At 65.7% G+C, this 16,592-nt stretch carries 15 protein-coding genes; 8 read left to right on the top strand and 7 right to left on the bottom strand.

Annotated elements, in window-relative coordinates; all coding sequences use genetic code 11:
- Nucleotides 1-14: 14 nt before the first annotated feature.
- Nucleotides 15-3,593, bottom strand: coding sequence for an indolepyruvate ferredoxin oxidoreductase family protein (locus BFD71_RS18725; RefSeq protein ID WP_069265797.1), 3,579 nt, complete (start codon nucleotides 3,591-3,593; stop codon nucleotides 15-17).
- A 258-nt stretch (nucleotides 3,594-3,851) separates the two neighbouring features.
- On the opposite strand from BFD71_RS18725, the gene BFD71_RS18720 reads away from it, so the two are divergent.
- From BFD71_RS18720 to BFD71_RS18705, 4 genes are all read left to right on the top strand, one after another.
- A complete protein-coding gene (locus BFD71_RS18720; RefSeq protein WP_141710722.1) occupies nucleotides 3,852-4,457 on the top strand; it encodes a hypothetical protein in 606 nt (201 codons plus the stop codon).
- Between the two features lie 279 nt (nucleotides 4,458-4,736).
- Nucleotides 4,737-5,894 (top strand): HPP family protein, encoded by a 1,158-nt coding sequence (locus BFD71_RS18715; protein ID WP_069265795.1) that lies wholly within the window; start codon nucleotides 4,737-4,739, stop codon nucleotides 5,892-5,894.
- 120 nt (nucleotides 5,895-6,014) lie between these two features.
- Nucleotides 6,015-6,428 carry a MarR family winged helix-turn-helix transcriptional regulator gene (locus BFD71_RS18710; RefSeq protein WP_069265794.1) on the top strand — a complete coding sequence of 138 codons (414 nt, stop codon included), beginning with the start codon at nucleotides 6,015-6,017 and terminating at the stop codon, nucleotides 6,426-6,428.
- 12 nt (nucleotides 6,429-6,440) lie between these two features.
- Nucleotides 6,441-8,243, top strand: a complete 1,803-nt coding sequence (locus tag BFD71_RS18705; protein WP_069265793.1) for a chloride channel protein — start codon at nucleotides 6,441-6,443, stop codon at nucleotides 8,241-8,243.
- 16 nt (nucleotides 8,244-8,259) lie between these two features.
- Here BFD71_RS18705 and BFD71_RS18700 read toward each other — a convergent pair whose 3' ends face one another.
- The 4 genes from BFD71_RS18700 to BFD71_RS18685 form a co-directional block, all read right to left on the bottom strand.
- On the bottom strand, nucleotides 8,260-8,667 hold the full coding sequence (locus BFD71_RS18700; protein ID WP_069265792.1) for a DUF2000 domain-containing protein: 408 nt from the start codon (nucleotides 8,665-8,667) through the stop codon (nucleotides 8,260-8,262).
- A gap of 98 nt (nucleotides 8,668-8,765) precedes the next feature.
- A complete protein-coding gene (locus BFD71_RS18695) occupies nucleotides 8,766-9,623 on the bottom strand; it encodes a sigma-70 family RNA polymerase sigma factor (RefSeq protein WP_069265791.1) in 858 nt (285 codons plus the stop codon).
- Nucleotides 9,620-10,096, bottom strand: a complete 477-nt coding sequence (locus BFD71_RS18690) for a carboxymuconolactone decarboxylase family protein (protein WP_069265790.1) — start codon at nucleotides 10,094-10,096, stop codon at nucleotides 9,620-9,622. Before BFD71_RS18690 ends, BFD71_RS18695 begins: the two co-directional genes overlap by 4 nt.
- A 141-nt stretch (nucleotides 10,097-10,237) precedes the next feature.
- Nucleotides 10,238-11,008, bottom strand: coding sequence for an alpha/beta hydrolase (locus BFD71_RS18685; RefSeq protein ID WP_069265789.1), 771 nt, complete (start codon nucleotides 11,006-11,008; stop codon nucleotides 10,238-10,240).
- A 174-nt stretch (nucleotides 11,009-11,182) separates the two neighbouring features.
- On the opposite strand from BFD71_RS18685, the gene BFD71_RS18680 reads away from it, so the two are divergent.
- Entirely contained in the window at nucleotides 11,183-11,803 is a 621-nt protein-coding gene (locus BFD71_RS18680; RefSeq protein ID WP_069265788.1) for a TetR/AcrR family transcriptional regulator, read from the top strand.
- Here BFD71_RS18680 and BFD71_RS18675 read toward each other — a convergent pair.
- Nucleotides 11,788-12,564: an SDR family NAD(P)-dependent oxidoreductase gene (locus tag BFD71_RS18675; protein WP_069265787.1), complete on the bottom strand. Its 777-nt coding sequence runs from the start codon at nucleotides 12,562-12,564 to the stop codon at nucleotides 11,788-11,790. The two genes, BFD71_RS18680 and BFD71_RS18675, sit on opposite strands and share 16 nt — an antisense overlap.
- Nucleotides 12,565-12,753: 189 nt before the next feature.
- Here BFD71_RS18675 and BFD71_RS18670 point away from each other — a divergent pair, with 189 nt between their 5' ends.
- Nucleotides 12,754-13,653, top strand: coding sequence for a LysR family transcriptional regulator (locus tag BFD71_RS18670; RefSeq protein ID WP_069265786.1), 900 nt, complete (start codon nucleotides 12,754-12,756; stop codon nucleotides 13,651-13,653).
- 285 nt (nucleotides 13,654-13,938) lie between these two features.
- Here the strand turns inward: BFD71_RS18670 and BFD71_RS18665 are convergent, their stop codons facing one another.
- Nucleotides 13,939-14,340 carry a hypothetical protein gene (locus BFD71_RS18665; RefSeq protein ID WP_256094799.1) on the bottom strand — a complete coding sequence of 134 codons (402 nt, stop codon included), beginning with the start codon at nucleotides 14,338-14,340 and terminating at the stop codon, nucleotides 13,939-13,941.
- Between the two features lie 108 nt (nucleotides 14,341-14,448).
- Between BFD71_RS18665 and BFD71_RS18660 the strand changes: the two genes are divergently transcribed.
- Both BFD71_RS18660 and BFD71_RS18655 read left to right on the top strand, forming a co-directional pair.
- The gene (locus BFD71_RS18660) at nucleotides 14,449-15,417 is read left to right on the top strand and encodes a LysR family transcriptional regulator (RefSeq protein ID WP_069265784.1); all 969 of its coding nucleotides are present in this window, start codon (nucleotides 14,449-14,451) and stop codon (nucleotides 15,415-15,417) included.
- A 150-nt stretch (nucleotides 15,418-15,567) separates the two neighbouring features.
- Nucleotides 15,568-16,587: an alcohol dehydrogenase gene (locus tag BFD71_RS18655; RefSeq protein WP_069265783.1), complete on the top strand. Its 1,020-nt coding sequence runs from the start codon at nucleotides 15,568-15,570 to the stop codon at nucleotides 16,585-16,587.
- Nucleotides 16,588-16,592: the final 5 nt, after the last annotated feature.

Genomic DNA, 16,592 nt, shown 5'->3' with positions numbered 1-16,592 from the left:
CGCTCGATGGCTTCTTACGCCGTGGCGCGCATCGCTGCGCTCGTGCGGTAGTCGGCCAGCAAGCGCTCCTGCCTTTTGCCGGCCGCCGCGAGATTGCGCGCCTTGACGTGGCCGAAGCCGCGAATCTCGTCGGGCAGCGCCGCCAGCTGCAGCGCGACGGGCAGGCGCTGGGCGTCGAGGCTCGCGCAGAATTCGTCCACGAGCGCGACGTATTGCGCAATCGAGCGGCGTTCGTCGCGACGCTCTCCGGTCTTGCCGAACACGTCGAACGCCGTCCCGCGCAGCCCCTTCATGCGGGCCAGCGTGCGCAACACCGGCAGCACCCACGGACCGAAACGGCGCTTCACGAGATGACCGTGCTCGTCGCGCTTCGCGAAGAGCGGCGGCGCGAGCCAGAAGTTCAGCTTGTAGTCGCGTCCCGGCTCGCCTTCGAACTGCTCACGCAGCTTCTGCAGATACGCGGGATCGGCGTAGAGACGCGCGACCTCGTATTCGTCCTTGTAGGCCATGAGCTTCGCGAGATTCACGGCAACGGCGCGCGTGAGCGGCAGCTTCGCGTCGCAGCCAAGCGCTGTCTCTTTCACGCGAATGCGCTCGACCACGCGGCGATACTGCTGCGCATAGGCGGCGTTCTGATACGCCGTGAGCAGCGCTTCGCGCGCGGCGATCACCTTGTCGAGCGATTCGGGCATGCGCAGAACGACGGCTTGCGGCTCTGCCTGCGTCCTGGTGAGCGCGCGCACGACCGCCTCGCCATGATGCGCGACGTAGCGGCCCCAGTTGAACGCCTGCTGGTTCTTCTCCACGGCCACGGCGTTGAGTTCGATCGCGCGACGCAGATGCGCGAGTTCGAGCGGCAGCCAACCCTTTTGCCACGCATAGCCCAGCAGCAGCGGATTGCTGTAGATCGTGTCGCCGAGCAAGGCCAACGCGAGCGCATTGGCGTCCACGAACGCACAGCCCTCGCCGATGCTCGCACGCAGTTCAGCCTCGGTTTGCGCGCCCGGAAACGTCCACTTCGGATTCTTGACGAATTCCGCGGTCGGCGTCGCGCCGCTGTTGATCGCCGCGACCGTCACGCCATGCTGGGTGCGCGAGAGCACGTCGCCCGAAGCGGAGACGATCGCATCGCAGCCGATCACGAGGCGCGCCTCGCCCGTGGCGATGCGCGTGGCGTGCAAGGCGGCGGGCGTCGCCGCCACCTGCACGTGGCTCAGCACGGCGCCGCCCTTTTGCGCGAGCCCGGCCATGTCGAGCACGGTCACGCCCTTGCCTGCAAGATGCGCGGCCATGCCGATCAGGCCGCCGATGGTCACGACACCCGTGCCGCCCACGCCCGTCACGAGGATGCCGTAAGGCTTCGCCAGTTGCGGGAGCACCGGCATGGGCAGCGCGTCGAAATCGATCGCTGCGGCGCTGGACACGTTCGCCGCGCGCGGCTTGCGCAACTGCGCGCCCTCGGCCGTCACGAAGCTCGGGCAAAAGCCCTTCACGCACGAAAAGTCCTTGTTGCACGACGACTGGTTGATCTTGCGCTTCGTGCCGAGCGGCGTGTCGAGCGGCTCGACGGACAGGCAGTTCGATTGCACCGAGCAGTCGCCGCAGCCCTCGCACACGGCGTCGTTGATGAACGCGCGGCGCGCCGGGTCGGGATAGGCGCCGCGCTTGCGGCGACGGCGCTTTTCGGTGGCGCAGGTCTGGTCGTAGATCAGCACGGTGGTGCCGGCGATTTCGCGCAACGTGCGCTGCACGCTGTCGAGCTGGTCGCGATGGTGAACATCCACGCCCGCCGGCAAGACGATATTCGAGTCGTATTTTTGCGGCTCGTCCGTGACGATGACGATGCGCTTCGCCCCTTCGGCATGCACCTGATGCGCGATCTGCGGCACGGTGAGCACGCCGTCCACGGGCTGGCCACCCGTCATCGCCACCGCGTCGTTGTAGAGAATCTTGTAGGTGATGTTGGCGTTCGATGCGATGGCCGCGCGAATCGCCAGCAGTCCTGAGTGAAAGTACGTGCCATCGCCGAGATTCACGAACACGTGCTTGTCGCCCGAGAAATGCATCTGGCCGAGCCACGCCACGCCCTCGCCGCCCATCTGGCTGAACGTTTCCGTCTTGCGGTCCATCCACATCGACATGTAGTGGCAGCCGATGCCCGCCAGCGCACGCGAGCCTTCGGGCACATTCGTCGAGGTGTTGTGCGGACAGCCCGAGCAGAACCACGGCTTGCGCTCCACCGTCACGCGCGGCTTCGCTGCCTCACGTTCCTTCGCCTCGATGATCGCCACGCGCGCGAGCATACGCGCACGCACCTCCGCGGGCACGTCGGCGCGCGCGAGACGCCGCGCAATGGCCTTGGCGATCAGTGCGGGCGAGAGTTCGTAGTGCGCAGGCAGCAGCCAGTTGCCGCGCGGCACCGACCATTCGCCGCCTTCGTTGTCGCGCTCGTCGAACTTGCCGTAGATCTTGGGACGCACGTCTTCGCGCCAGTTGTAGAGCTCTTCCTTGAGCGCGTATTCGAGAATCTGGCGCTTTTCCTCCACCACGAGAATTTCTTCGAGCCCGGTGGCGAAGCCGCGCGCGTCCTGCGCGTCGAGCGGCCACACACAGCCCACCTTGAGCACGCGCACGCCGATCTGCGCGCAGGTTTCGTCGTCGAGACCGAGGTCGGTGAGCGCCTGGCGCACGTCGAGATACGCCTTGCCCGCGGTCATGATGCCAAAGCGCGCGCGCGGCGAATCGATCACCACGCGGTTCAGGCGGTTCGCGCGCACATAGGCGAGCGCGGCGTACCACTTCTCGTCGAGCAGGCGCGCTTCCTGGGCGAGCGGCGTGTCGGGCCAGCGGATATTGAGCCCGCCTTCGGGCATGGTGTAGTCGGCGGGCGTGACGATTGCCACGCGATCCGGGTCCAGGTCGATCGACGCGGTCGATTCGATCACGTCGGTCACGCACTTCATGGCGACCCACAAGCCGGAGTAGCGGCTCATGGCCCAGCCGTGCAAACCGTAGTCGAGATATTCCTGCACGTTCGCGGGATAGAGCACGGGAATGCCCGCCGCGATGAGCGCGTGCTCGGACTGGTGCGCAACCGACGACGACTTCGCCGCATGGTCGTCGCCCGCGAGCACGAGCACGCCGCCGCGCGCGTCGCTGCCCGCGGAGTTGGCGTGCTTGAACACGTCGCCGGTGCGGTCGACGCCGGGGCCCTTGCCGTACCACATGCCGAACACGCCGTCGCGCTGCGCGCCGGGCCAGAGATTGATCTGCTGCGTGCCCCACACGGCGGTGGCGGCGAGGTCTTCGTTCACGCCGGGCTGGAACACGACGTCGTGGGCCTGGAGGTGCTTTTTCGCCTTCCAGAGCGACTGGTCGAGCGCGCCGAGCGGCGAGCCGCGATAGCCCGAGACGAAGCCCGCGGTATTCAGGCCGGCCTTGCGGTCGCGCGCCTTTTGCAGCATGGGCAGGCGTACCAGCGCCTGGGTGCCGCTGATGTACACGCGGCCCTTTTCTAGCGTGTATTTATCGTCGAGCGAAACGGATGCGGCTAGCGATGCAGCGTCTACGGCGGCACGGTCTGGGGCGTTCATGGCGGGGCTGTCTCCGGAATCGGTACTTCATCGGTACGTTTTCCGGGCGAGTATAGGAAGCCGATATGCCATCGTAAAATCACAAATTGGGAACACCGGTATGCGAAAAACGGATGGCTGGACGCGCAGTCATCCCCGCGTCGACGGGCGCTTGCTCAAGCGCCTCGGGCATTTGCCGTTAACACGCGGGACCAGCAACCACTCATTCCGGAGTCCCGCTTGCACGCGAAACCACGCGCCCTGCCATCTGCATCTGTCTTGTTCGGAACCCTGGCCGCAACCCTGCTGATCAGCGGCTGCGTCTCGAGCCCCCGAGTCGCCACCGCCCCCGCGCGCCCCACGACCGTGGTTGTCGCTCCGCCGCCGCCGCCCCCGCCTGTCGTCGTCGCACAACCCGTTTATGTGCCGCAACCGTATGACGCCTATGTCTCGGTCGTGCTCGACCGCGACGTGGTCTACGCCGGCGGCAGCACGTATATCTGGATCGTGGGGCCGGACGGCCACCGCCAGCGCCGCTACTACGGCCGCGGCGATCTGCGCGGCGAAGTCCTGCACCGCCGCGCGGAACTGCGGGTGGTGATGGCGCATAACGAAGGCCATCTGCCGATGCAACATGCGCACATGTCCGAGCCCCAGCGCGTGCGCGTGACGATGCAGCCGCACGGCACGCCGCCGCATGGATACCGGCCCCAGCCGGGCGGGCATCCGCCGGCGCACACCGCCCAACATCGCCCGCCGCCCGCACCGAACCGCAACGCGAACGCCAGCGCCAACGCCAATGCCGGCCATCACCGCCACCCCGACGGCCATCCCAACGCCGCTCCCGCGCCGCGTTTCGCGGGTCAGCCGCCGCATGCCGGTTAAGGCTGGCTAAGGATTGAAGTTCAAACCGGCGGCCAGCGTTCGCTGGCCTGCCGAAAATGCGCCGCGGCATCCCTCTGGCGGCGCCTCCTCCCCTTGCCTCACCTGCCGCCGCCCGCCGCGCGGTTGCGGTTGCGTCCCCAAAAATTCCTGCCCGAAGCGCATCCTCGGTACAACATCGCCGCGACTAAGTGACGCGATATATATCATATTGCGATATTATCCCTATTCTTTGGGCGGCGCCGAGCCGTCTGCGCTCCCCATCCGTTTCCGCTCCGAATCGTGTCACGCTTCAAGGTCCTTCGCTGGCTCACCCGCTTCACCCCTTCCAGGGTCACCATCACATGGCGCGAGCGCCTGCGCTCGGGCGGCGGCGCGCTGGTCGGCATCGCGGTGACGGGCGCGCTCGCGCACCGGCTGCCTGGCGGCGATGCGGGCATTCCGTACCTGATCGCCCCGATGGGCGCCTCCGCCGTGCTGCTGTTCGGCGTCCCCGCCAGCCCGCTCGCGCAGCCCTGGTCGATCATCGGCGGCAATCTCGTTTCCGCCACCGTGGGCGTGACCGCGGCGATGTGGATCCATGACCCCGTGCCGGCCGCCGCCGCGGCCATCGCCGTGGCCATCGTCGCGATGTTTACGCTGCGCTGCGTGCATCCGCCCTCAGGCGCAGTCGCGCTGACCGCGGTGCTGGGCGGCCCGGCCGTGCATGCGCTCGGCTATGAGTTCGTATTCGTGCCCGTCGCGCTGCAGTCGTTCCTGCTGCTCGGCGGCGCGCTCGTCTATCACGCCGCCACGGGGCATCGCTATCCGCATGCCGCGCGGCGCCCGCGGGTGGCCGGCCCCGTCCCCGCGCAAGCCGGTTTCACGCGTGCCGACCTCGAAGCCGTGCTGCGCGAGCGCGACGAAATGCTCGACATCGACACCGACGACCTGGAAGCCGTGCTCCAGGACGCCGAGATCCGCGCCTACGCGCGCAGCTTCGGCGAACTGACCTGCGCCGACGTCATGTCGGCCAACGTGGTGAGCATCACGCCCGCGACGACCGTGGGCGAAGCGCGCTCGCTGCTCAAGCGCCACGACGTGAAGGCACTGCCCGTGGTAGACGCGCATCACCAGGTGAAAGGCATCGTCACGCGCGCCGACCTCGCCCACGACGGGCGCGAACGGCATCCGCTGCGTCTCATGCTTTGCGCGATTGCGCGCCTGTTCCGGCCGCACGCAGAGTCCGGCCAGTGTGTCGGCACGCTGATGACCACGCATGTGCTCACCGTCGCGAACACGACGCCGATCGTCGAACTCGTGCGTATTTTTGCGGGCCGCGGGCACCACCATGTGCCGGTGGTCGATCACGAACACCGGCTCGCGGGCATCATCACGCAGGCCGATTTGATCTCCGGGCTCTATCACCAGGCGAAGACGCCGCAGCAGGCACCGGCCTGAACCGCTTGGCGGCCAGAATCGCGGCCATACACCTGGCCGCATGCCGACGTGACAGGCGTTTTCGGGTATAAATGTCATATCGTGATATATTAGGAGACTAAACCGTTCCAGGGACTCCCGATGAAAAAAAGCGCGCGCGAGCTCGACAAGGTCGACTTTGAACAGCTGTCCGAATTTCGCTACCAGATGCGCCGCTTCGAGCGCTTCTCGGAGCAGGCCGCGCAGGCCGAGGGCATCACGCCGTTGCAATACCTGTTGCTGCTGCATGTGAAGGGTTACCCCGGCCGCACGTGGGCGACCATCGGCGAGTTGGCCGAGCGTTTGCAGGCGCAGCATCACGGCGTGGTGGCGCTCGTCTCGCGCTGCGAGGCGATCGAACTCGTCGAGCGCCGCGTGAGCGAGCGCGACCGGCGCCAGGTGGAAGTGCATTTGCTCGCTGCCGGCGAAAAGCTGCTCGCGCGCCTGGCCGAACTGCATCGCGCCGAGTTGAAGTCGCTCGAGGGCGCATTCACCATTCCGCGTATCGATCTTTAGGGCCTGCTCACCATGCATTCCGACGATTCCCACAAGCGCGACTTCTCGGCGAACGCACGCCTGCCCGGCATCAGCGCGCTGGCCGCCGTGATTGGCGCACTGGCCACGCTCGCGGCGTTCGTGCTGCTGAGCCTGATCCACTGGTTCACGAACCTGTTCTTCTTCGGCCAGTTCTCGTTCGCCGACCGCTCTCCCGCGCTCAACACGCTGGGGCCGTGGGTCATCGTCGTGCCGGTGATTGGCGGACTGATCGTCGGGATGATGGCGCGCTTCGGCTCCGAAAAAATTCGCGGCCACGGCATTCCCGAAGCCATCGAAGCCATTCTGTTCGGCAAGAGCAAGATGTCGCCGAAGGTGGCCGTGCTCAAGCCGCTTTCGTCGGGCATCGTGATCGGCAGCGGCGGCCCGTTCGGCGCGGAAGGCCCGATCATCATGACGGGCGGCGCGCTCGGCTCGCTGCTCGCGCAGTGCGTGCGCGTCACCTCCGCCGAGCGCAAGACGCTCCTCGTGGCGGGCGCAGCCGCGGGCATGACCGCCGTGTTCGGCACGCCGGTCGCGGCCGTGCTGCTCGCCGTCGAACTGCTGCTGTTCGAATGGCGCCCGCGCAGCTTCCTGCCGGTGGCGCTCGCGTGCGCGGTGGCCGGCTTCGCGCGCTCCGTGTTCTTCGGCACGGCGCCGCTCTTTCCCATGCAGACCCTGCCGCCGCACGCCGTGGCGCTCTTCTCGTGCATCATCGCAGGGCTGCTGGCTGGCGCGCTCGCGTCGGGACTGTCGGCGGCGCTCTACAAGGTCGAGGACCTGTTCGGCCATCTGCCGCTGCACTGGTCGTGGTGGCCGGCCATCGGCGGGCTCGTGGTGGGCATTGGCGGCTTCATCGAGCCGCGCGCGCTCGGCGTGGGCTACGACGTGATCGGCGATCTGCTGCATCAGCACATCGTTCTTCAGGTCGCCATTGCGATTCTGGTGGTGAAAGCCGTGATCTGGGTCGTGGCGCTCGGCTCCGGCACCTCGGGCGGCGTGCTCGCCCCGCTGCTCATGCTCGGCGCCGGGCTCGGCTCGGTGTTGAGCCACGTGCTGCCCGGCAGCGACCCGGCGCTGTGGCCGCTCGTGTGCATGGCGGCGACGCTCGGCGCCACGCTCGGCGCGCCGCTCACGGCCATCGTGTTCGCGTTCGGCCTCACGCACGATACCAATGCGCTGCTGCCGCTGCTCACGGCCACGCTGGTTGCGCACGGCTTCGCGACGGTCGTCATGAAGCGCTCGATCATGACCGAAAAGATCGCGCGCCGCGGTTATCACATCTATCGCGAGTACGGCGTCGATCCGCTCGAGCGCCATTACGTCGATGAAGTGATGACCCGCACCGTCGATACGATCGACGCGAACGTCACCGTGCGCGAAGCCCTCGACCGCTATTTCGGTTCGACCCAGCAGCGCCGCGCCTTCCCGGTGCTGCGCGACGGCGCGGTGCTCGGTGTGGTGGATCGCTCGATGCTCGACGCCGTGCGCGCGAGCGCCGCGACCGAAGCCCTCGACACGCCGCTCGGCTCGTTGCTCGCGCAACGTTCCCCCGACATGGCGCTGCCCGCGGAAACCTGCCGGCAGGTTGCCACGCGCCTCGCGATTCACGGGCTCGAACGCCTGCCCGTGGTGGCCGACCGCGAATCGCGGCGGCTCGTGGGCATCGTCTCGCGCAGCGACCTCGTCAAGCTCTCGCTTGCGCACTTCGAGGAAGAGCACAAGAAGGAGCGCTTCCGCCGCATTCCCATGGGCAACAGCAAGCGGCGCTTTCCGCCGGTGCGCAAGGCGGGGTGATGGAAACGGCGCGCGTCTACTGATGCAGCGCCAGCCCCTTCACGGCCTTGTCGACCGCGTTCTTCGGGCCGTATAACGCGATTCCCACCAGATCGGGATTCTCCGGGTCCTCGGCGCGAAAGACCTCGCGGTTCGCCGCGTCGTGGCCCGTCGAAAACATGGCGTGCACATACGGCACGATCGTGAGTTCGCGCGAAACGCCGCGCCGCAGCGCCGCCTGCAATCCCCCGACATCGGCGCCATAGATCATCATCGGCTGGCCCAGCATCCTGCCGTAGCGTTGCCCGCGCGCGTCTTCGTAGGGCTCGCCAAGCGCTTCGGGCACCGCCGCCGCAATGCCCGTGGCGAGAAACGCGGTCACATTGAGCTTCTGCCAGACCGCGAGATTTTCCCGCACGACCAGCGCGACTTTCGTATCGAACATGCTGCCTCCTTTTTCGAGGCAGTCATGATCCTCGAAACGCCGCTGCAAGTCTGGAACGTTTGTGCACGGCGGCTTGGGCCGCCCGGAAGCCGCACATCTCAGTGCAGATGCCGCAGCTTGTCCGGATTGCGCATCACGTAAATGGCCGTGACCTTGCCGTCTTCGATCTCGAGCGCGGTGGTCTGCAACTCGCCATCGGCCTCGCGCGAGACGAAGCCGGGCAGGCCGTTGATGAAACCCGCGCGCACGAAAGTCGAGCCATTCTTGCGGAACAGGTCGGCTAGCTGCGCATGCAGCTTCATCACACTCTCGAAGCCGAACACCGGGCGGCCGATCGCCGGGCGCTTGCCGCCGCCGTCCGCGTGCAGGCTCACGTCATCGGCAAGGATGGCGCCCAGCGCGCTCATGTCGCCGCTGCGCGACGCCGCGAAGAACGCCTGCGCCAGTTCGAGGCCGCGCGCTTTCTCCACATGAAAACGCGGGCGCGCCTCTCGCACATGAGTGCGGGCGCGCGCCGCGAGCTGGCGGCATGCGGCGCTCTCGCGCCCGATCGTGGCCGCGACTTCGTCGAACTCGAGCCCGAACACGTCGTGCAGCAGGAACGCCGCGCGCTCCAGCGGCGAGAGGCGTTCGAGCGCGAGCATGAGCGGCAGCGTGACGTCCTCGTGCTCGTCCTCTTCGACGACCGGGTCGGGCAGCCACGGACCGACATAGGTTTCGCGCTGATGCCGCGCCGATTTGAGCTGGTCGAGGCACATGCGCATCACCATGCGGCGCAGGAACGCCTCGGGCACGCGCACCTCGTCGCGCTCCACGTCCGCCCAGCGGATGAACGCGTCCTGCACGATGTCCTCGGCGTCGGCGACCGAGCCGAGCATGCGGTACGCCACGCGGATCAGCTTGCGCCGCAGCGGATCGAAACTCGCCGCGGCGTCCGTGAGGCCAGCGTCCGTCATGCGGCAACCATCTTCCTGGCCATGGCCTTCGCCGCCGCCGGATCGACCCACAGGCCGAAGCCGACCGCAAGGCGGTTCCAGCCGTTGATCACATTGATCATCAGCGTGAGCTTCACCTGCTCCTCCTCGGTAAAGTGGTCGGTGAGCGCCGCGCGTGCCTCCTCCAGCACATGACCTTCGGAAAGGCGCGTGAGGGCATCGGTCCAGCCGAGCGCCGCGCGTTCGCGGTCGGTATAGCAAGGCGCTTCTTTCCACGCGGAAAGCAGGTAGAGACGCTGTTCGGTCTCGCCTTCCTCGCGTGCGTGGGCGGTATGCATGTTAAGACAATTCGCGCAGCCGTTGATTTGCGACGCGCGCACCTCCACCAGCGCAATGAGGCTCGGCTCGAGGCTCCCGGACACGGCGAGCGAAGTGCCCATCCAGGACTTCATCAGGGTCGGGGCGGCGGCGAACAGGTCGAGCTTGGCAGTCATGTTGCATCTCCTTTCGGTTGGGTTGCCATGACATGACGAGACAGCCTGGGCCGCGTGTGACATTGGGGCGAAAAAAGTTCGTTAGCGACAATTGCGCCGCCTCGGCCGGTATCACGGCCGGAGGCGGCTCGTCACGCTGCATCACTCTTTGGCCGACTGCGCCGCGGCTTGCTCGATGACCTTCGCCACTTCCGCCGGATGCGACATGTAGACCACGTGGCTCGAATTGATCTCGACCGTCTTGCTGCCTGCGCGCTGGGTCATGAAGCGTTCCAGATCGGGATTGATCGCACGGTCCGCCGTCGCCACGACGGCCCAGCTCGGTTTCGTTCGCCAGGCGGCGTGCGCGATCGGAACGCCGAATGACTGCGCGGCGGGCGTGACCTGCGAGATGGCCATGAAGCGGGCCTCGGCGGCGGGCAGGTCGGCGGCGAAATCCTCGTGGAAATTCGCCGGGTCGATATACAGGTGGCCGTCGGCGGTGGCCTTGATCGCCTGGGTGGCCGGCGGTGTCTTCTTCGTCAGTTCGAGCGGCGATTCTCCCGTATCGGGCTGGAACGCGGCCACATAGACGAGACCCGCGACCTTGTCGTCATTCCCCGCCTCGGTCACGACCGCGCCGCCGTAGCTGTGGCCGACGAGGATGCTCGGGCCGTCCTGGGCGTCGATCACGCGGGTCGTCGCCTTCACGTCGTCGGCGAAGGACGTTTCCGGCTCCTGCACGACGGACACCTTATAGCCGTCGCGCGTGAGGATCTTCGACACGGCCTGCCAGCCCGAACCGTCGGCGAAGTAGCCGTGCACGAGCACGATGTTCTTGACCGGTGCGGCCGTGGCGGCCTGCGAGCCGAGCGCGACGGCGCAAAGGGCAACGGCGGCGGCGATGCGGGTGACGTATGAGGAAATCTTCATTTTCATGCTCCAGGTGATTTTGAGGGCTCGACAGGGCGTCGCCTGTTCGACGCAGCCATCCTACTAGTAGGATGGCTGCGGAGCAAGAAAAATTTTGCAGGCGACTTGGGGGTGGCAATGGGTTCCCGCTCCGCGTAAGCTGTCGGTAATTCAACCGACTAGATGGTAGGCAAAATGACAGTAAGCGGCGAACTGACGGCCGACAGGATCATTGCGGCGGGACGGCAGCTCATCATGCGGCGCGGCTACAACGGCTTCAGCTATGCCGACATCGCGGATGCGATCGACATTCGCAAGGCCAGCATTCACCACCATTTCCCCGCCAAGACCGATCTCGTGGTGGCGGTGCTGGACGCGTGGCAGGAAGCGCTCGACGCCGATGTGGCGGCGCTGGAGGCGAGCGGCGCGGACGCCATCGCACAGTTGCGCGCCTACATCGGCCATTGGGAGCGCTGCATTGCCGACGACACGGCTCCGTTCTGTGTCGCGGGCATGCTGGGCGCCGAACTGCCTTCGCTGCCCGAAGAAGTGGCTCAAGGGGTGAAGACGTTCTTCGATCACCTGACGGCGTGGCTCGAGCGGGTGCTCGAAGCCGGCGTGAAGGGCGATCTCCTCAAACTGGATTCGTCGGTTCACGCCGAAGCGGCCACGCTCGTCTCGCTGGTCTACGGCGCCATGCTCGCTGCGCGGGCGTATGCGAACGTCGAGCTGTTCAAGCAGGTGACCGAGGATGCGGTCGAAAGACTGGTCAAGCCTCGCAAACGCACCCGCTCCACCGGTCAGGCGACCGAGTAGCCGCCGTCGGCCACCAGAGCGTGGCCTGAAACGTAGCTCGAGTCGTCGGAGGCGAGGAACGCCACGATCGTCGCCATCTCCTGCGCGGTGCCCCAGCGGCCAGCGGGCGTGCCGGCGGCGAACTGCTGCTGCACTTCGGCCGATGGCCAGATGCCGCGATGATGGAACGGCGTCTCGATCAACCCCGGGCACAGTGCGTTTACGCGTATGCCTTGGCGGAACCATTCGATCGACGCCGATTTGGTCATGCCGACTACCGCGTGCTTGCTCGCGATATACACCGACGCGTTCGCGAAACCGATCAGCCCGCCCATCGAGGCGTTGTTGATGATGCTGCCCGCGCCTTGCTCGAGCATGACCTGCGCTTCGTATTTCATCGCGTTCAGCACGCCGCGCACGTTCAGGTCGAAGACCATGTCGAATCTTTCGGAATCCTGTTCGATGAGCGGCGCGAATACGCCCTCGGTTCCCGCATTGTTGAAGGCGATGTCAAGGCGCCCGTAGGTCTGCACCGTGTAATCGACGAGACGCTCGATGTCGACTTCTTTCGAAACGTCCGCCACGAAAGTCGACGCTTCGCCACCCTCGCCCGAAATCTGCTGCACGAGCTGGTCGAGTTCGTCCTTGCGGCGGGCCGCCACGACGACCTTTGCGCCGCGGCGGGCGAGTTCGACGGCCGAAGCGCGGCCGATACCGGAGCTTGCGCCGGTCACGAGTGCAATCTTGCCTTCGAGCTGCCGTTGTGTGCTGATCGTGTTCATGATGTCGTCCTTGGTTCCAGTGGATATTGCGCAGGGTCTGGCGCGCTTGTCACGGCTACATTGCCTCACGCCTGGAACGAAGTATGGATACCCAGCCCTCGAAGGTGAATGGAATAATCGCGCTTTCACAATTCCTGATTTGGGAATTTTCAACGACAATGACTCGTCATTCTCAGCGCAGGAACAATCATGCTCAATCGCCTTGATCTCCTGAGGATCTTCCTGGCCGCCTCGTCGTGTACGAGCTTTCGCGAAGCCGCCGCGCGACTCGGCGTTTCGCCGCAAGTGGTCACGCGCGCGGTGCGTGAGCTGGAGGAGCAACTGAGGGAAACCCTGTTCCATCGCAATACGCGACGCGTGCAGATCACGACCTTCGGCCAGTCGTTCGTCGCACGCGCGCAGGCCGCGCTAGCAGGCGTCGACGGTCTGTTCGGCCAGGCAAGCATGAGCGACGACGCAATGGGCGTTGTGCGCATTACCGCGCCGTCAGCCTTGGGCCGCTACTATGTACAGCCGATTTTGATGGAATTGATGGCCCGCCATTCCGGTCTGATTGCCGATCTCAGACTCTCGGATGCCCCCTCGGCCGTCGTGGACGAGCAGATCGACCTGGGCGTGCGTGTGGGCGCAATTGGCGACAACCGGTTTGTCGCGCGCGCTATCGGTCCACTACCGGTGTGGACTGTCGCGTCGCCTGCATTGATCGCGCGGTTGGGAGAACCGAAGAACTTGAAGGACCTCGAAGCACTGCCTGTGACGTGCCTGATCGACCCCGCAAGCGGTCGTCCGTGGCCATGGATGTTCCGCGGCGAACGCCACTTCCAGCCGGCTGCACCTGCATTCGTAACCAACGATACTTCCGTGGAGGTCGAAGCAGCTTGCGCCGGAATTGGCTTCAGCCAATGCACCGAATATCTGATTCGGCCTTACATTCAGCGAGGTCAACTCGTCCGGCTTCTACCTCGCCTCGATCCCGATCCCTGGAAGCTATACGTCTACCGTCCCCAACGCGGCCCGGTGTCGAGGCGAGTCCGTGTCGTATTCGACGAACTGGTTGCCAGACTTCCCCTCGCAACGTTGCGTGAGTAGCCGGCGCGCCCCGAAGAGCGAACGTCAGTTCAACGCGAAAGCGAAGTCTGAAACCGGAATAGAAACGCGTCGCCAGGAGTTTGATCCCGGCGATCCCGAATACGACAGCGCTGCGACCGTCGCCCAAAGCGTTGCTCGGCCCGGCACTCGCGGTGCCGACGAAGTACGCTGTGCAGCCAAGCAGCAGGTTGGTCGAGAAGAAGGCGTTTCCAGTCATGATTGAAAGGGGTTTCAAAACGTTGATATGCGATGCAAGCCAGCATGCTCCGGACGCTCCAGTGCCTGCTACTGGGGGGCAGGCGAATTCAAAAGCTTGCTCAATGGCTTCAGCGGGCCTATTGGGAAGAGCGAGAACGTCATCAAATGCGCTTTCCCCAAGGGCAGTGCCTCGAGCATTTCATGCGCTTGGTCGACGTCCGTTACGTTCAGGATGAATGCCACCCCGGCCTGGTCTTGCAGTGAATACCACTGATCAATCTTGCCCTCGAGGTAAAGCTGCGCCGTCTCGCGCACTTCGGTCGGAAGCGTGTGTTGGACAAGTTGCATGTCCGTTCCCGGCGGAAAAGTGCCGATCGCCAGAATCTTCGTGGTTGGCGTGGCAGGCATAGGCATGGTTTGCGACATGGAAACTCCAGCAGAAGCGACCAGCACAGAGGCGATGGTCGAATTAAGAAGAAGGCGTTCCATTCAGCGTCCAGTGACTGTGGTGCGAGCCGCTGATGCTCCGGACCAATGGCTGGTGCCAAGGTATCATCGCTATTCGCACGCGGCTATCCATCACATTGTTGACGGGCCATGAAGCAGAACTTCACAGTCAGGCAGGGCGCGCTGGACGGCGTGGAAGTGTTCCTGAGCGTTGCCCGGCATCGCAGTTTTCGCAAGGCGGCCGCGGAGCTCGGTGTGACGCCCTCGGCTATCAGCCAGACAGTACGTGTACTCGAAGCGCGCATTGGCGCAGCGCTCTTCATCCGCAACTCGCGCAGTGTCGGCTTGACCGAAGCCGGCGAACAGTTTTTTGCGCGCGCCAAGCCCGCCTTCGAGGAGCTGGTCGCCGCCAGTGAGCTGGCGCGTGGACTCGGCCAGCGACCGGCGGGATTGCTGCGCCTCTCCGCGCCGCGCGCGGTGATCCCCACTCTGCTTGAGCTGGTCACGTCGTTCTGCAAGGCTTATCCCGAGGTCGAGGTGGAGCTTGCTGCGAGCAAGGAGGTGACCGACCTTGCTGCCGAAGGCTTCGACGCCGCTGTCCGGCAGGGTCATCTCGTTGCTCCCGATATGGTCGCGGTGCCGATGACGCCGCCGTTCCGTCTCATCGTCGTCGGCAGCCCGGGCTACTTCGCCGGGTCAAGCCCGCCCGCTCACCCGAACGACCTGCGCCAGCATGCCTGCTTGCGATGGCGGCGGTCCAACGGCGCGCTCGCCCTATGGTCCTTCAACGACGAAGACGAGCCGATCGAGATCGCCGTATCCGGCCCCCTCATCGCCAGTGACTTTCCCACCGTGCTGGGCGCTGCGTTAGAAGGACTGGGCCTCGCCCAGGTACCCGAGCCGCTGGCCGCTGCCGGGTTGAGATCGGGTGAACTGATCGAGGTGCTGGCGGCCTACGCGCCGATGAGGCCCGGGGTGTTTCTCTGCTATCCGGACCGCCGGCAGGTCATGCCGAAACTGCGCGCGTTCATCGACCATATGAAGAGCCGCACGGCGGGCGATGGAAAAGTCCGCGTAAAAGCTGATGCAAAACGCGCAGGGTCGCGAATAGAAAGCTGATGCCGCAAAGCATTCACAAACGCCGAACGCTAACAAACATCCCCTACGCCGCGCAGCGCGAAGCGCTCGCACCATCGTCCTACAATGTCGCAGTAGCCATACGTCGCCACGACATCACCGGTGCAAACCTCTCTTTCCCAGGAGCAGACGATGCCAAAGATGCACGTAGTGCAGGTAGCAAAACCCGGCGCCCCTCTCGAACTGGTCGAGCGCGATATTCCCGAGCCGCCCGAGGGACACGTCCTCGTCAAGGTGCAGGCCTGCGGGATCTGCCATAGCGATTCCCTCACGAAGGAAGGCCAGTGGCCCGGCCTGCAGTTCCCTCGCGTGCCCGGCCACGAGATCGCAGGCGTGATCGAAAAGCTTGGCCCGCGCGTCGACGAATGGAAGGTTGGGCAGCGCATCGGCGTGGGCTGGCACGGCGGACACTGCGGCCATTGCGAACACTGCCGTCACGGCGACTTCGTGCTCTGCAAGAACGGGCAGATTCCCGGCATCAGCTACGACGGCGGCTATGCCGACTACATGGTGGCGCCGCAGGAAGCGCTTGCACGCATGCCCGACGACCTCTCCGACGTCGACGCCGCGCCGCTCCTGTGCGCGGGCATCACCACCTTCAACGCGCTGCGCAACAGCGGCGCACGCGCGGGCGATGTCGTGGCGATTCTCGGCATAGGCGGTCTCGGCCATCTCGGCGTGCAGTACGCCCGCAAAATGGGCTTCGTCACCGTCGCCATCGCGCGCGGGCAGGACAAGGCGCCGCTCGCGAAACAGCTCGGCGCGCATCACTACATCGACAGTTCCTCGCAGGACGTCGCGCAAGCCTTGCTCGCGCTGGGCGGCGCGCGCGTGATCCTCGCCACGGCCACGAGCGGCAAAGCCATGAGCGCTGCGCTGGGCGGGCTCGGCCTGAACGGCAAGCTGATCATGATCGGCGTATCGGAGGAGCCCGTGGAAGTGCCGATCACGCAGTTCATCATGGGCCGCCACTCAGTGCAGGGCTGGCCCTCGGGCACCGCCGCCGATTCTCAGGATACCCTGGCATTCAGCGCGCTCTCGGGGGTGAAGCCGATGATCGAAGAATATCCGCTGTCGCGCGCGGCAGAAGCCTATGAACGGATGATGAGCGGCAAGGCGCGCTTTCGCGTGGTGCTCAAGCCCGGCGCCTGACGCGC

It is taken from the genome of Paraburkholderia nodosa, from assembly GCF_001718195.1.
Classification (GTDB): Bacteria; Pseudomonadota; Gammaproteobacteria; order Burkholderiales; family Burkholderiaceae; genus Paraburkholderia; species Paraburkholderia nodosa_A.
The sequence above is the reverse complement of the archived record's forward strand: the minus strand, read 5'-3'. Positions and strand labels throughout refer to the sequence as shown.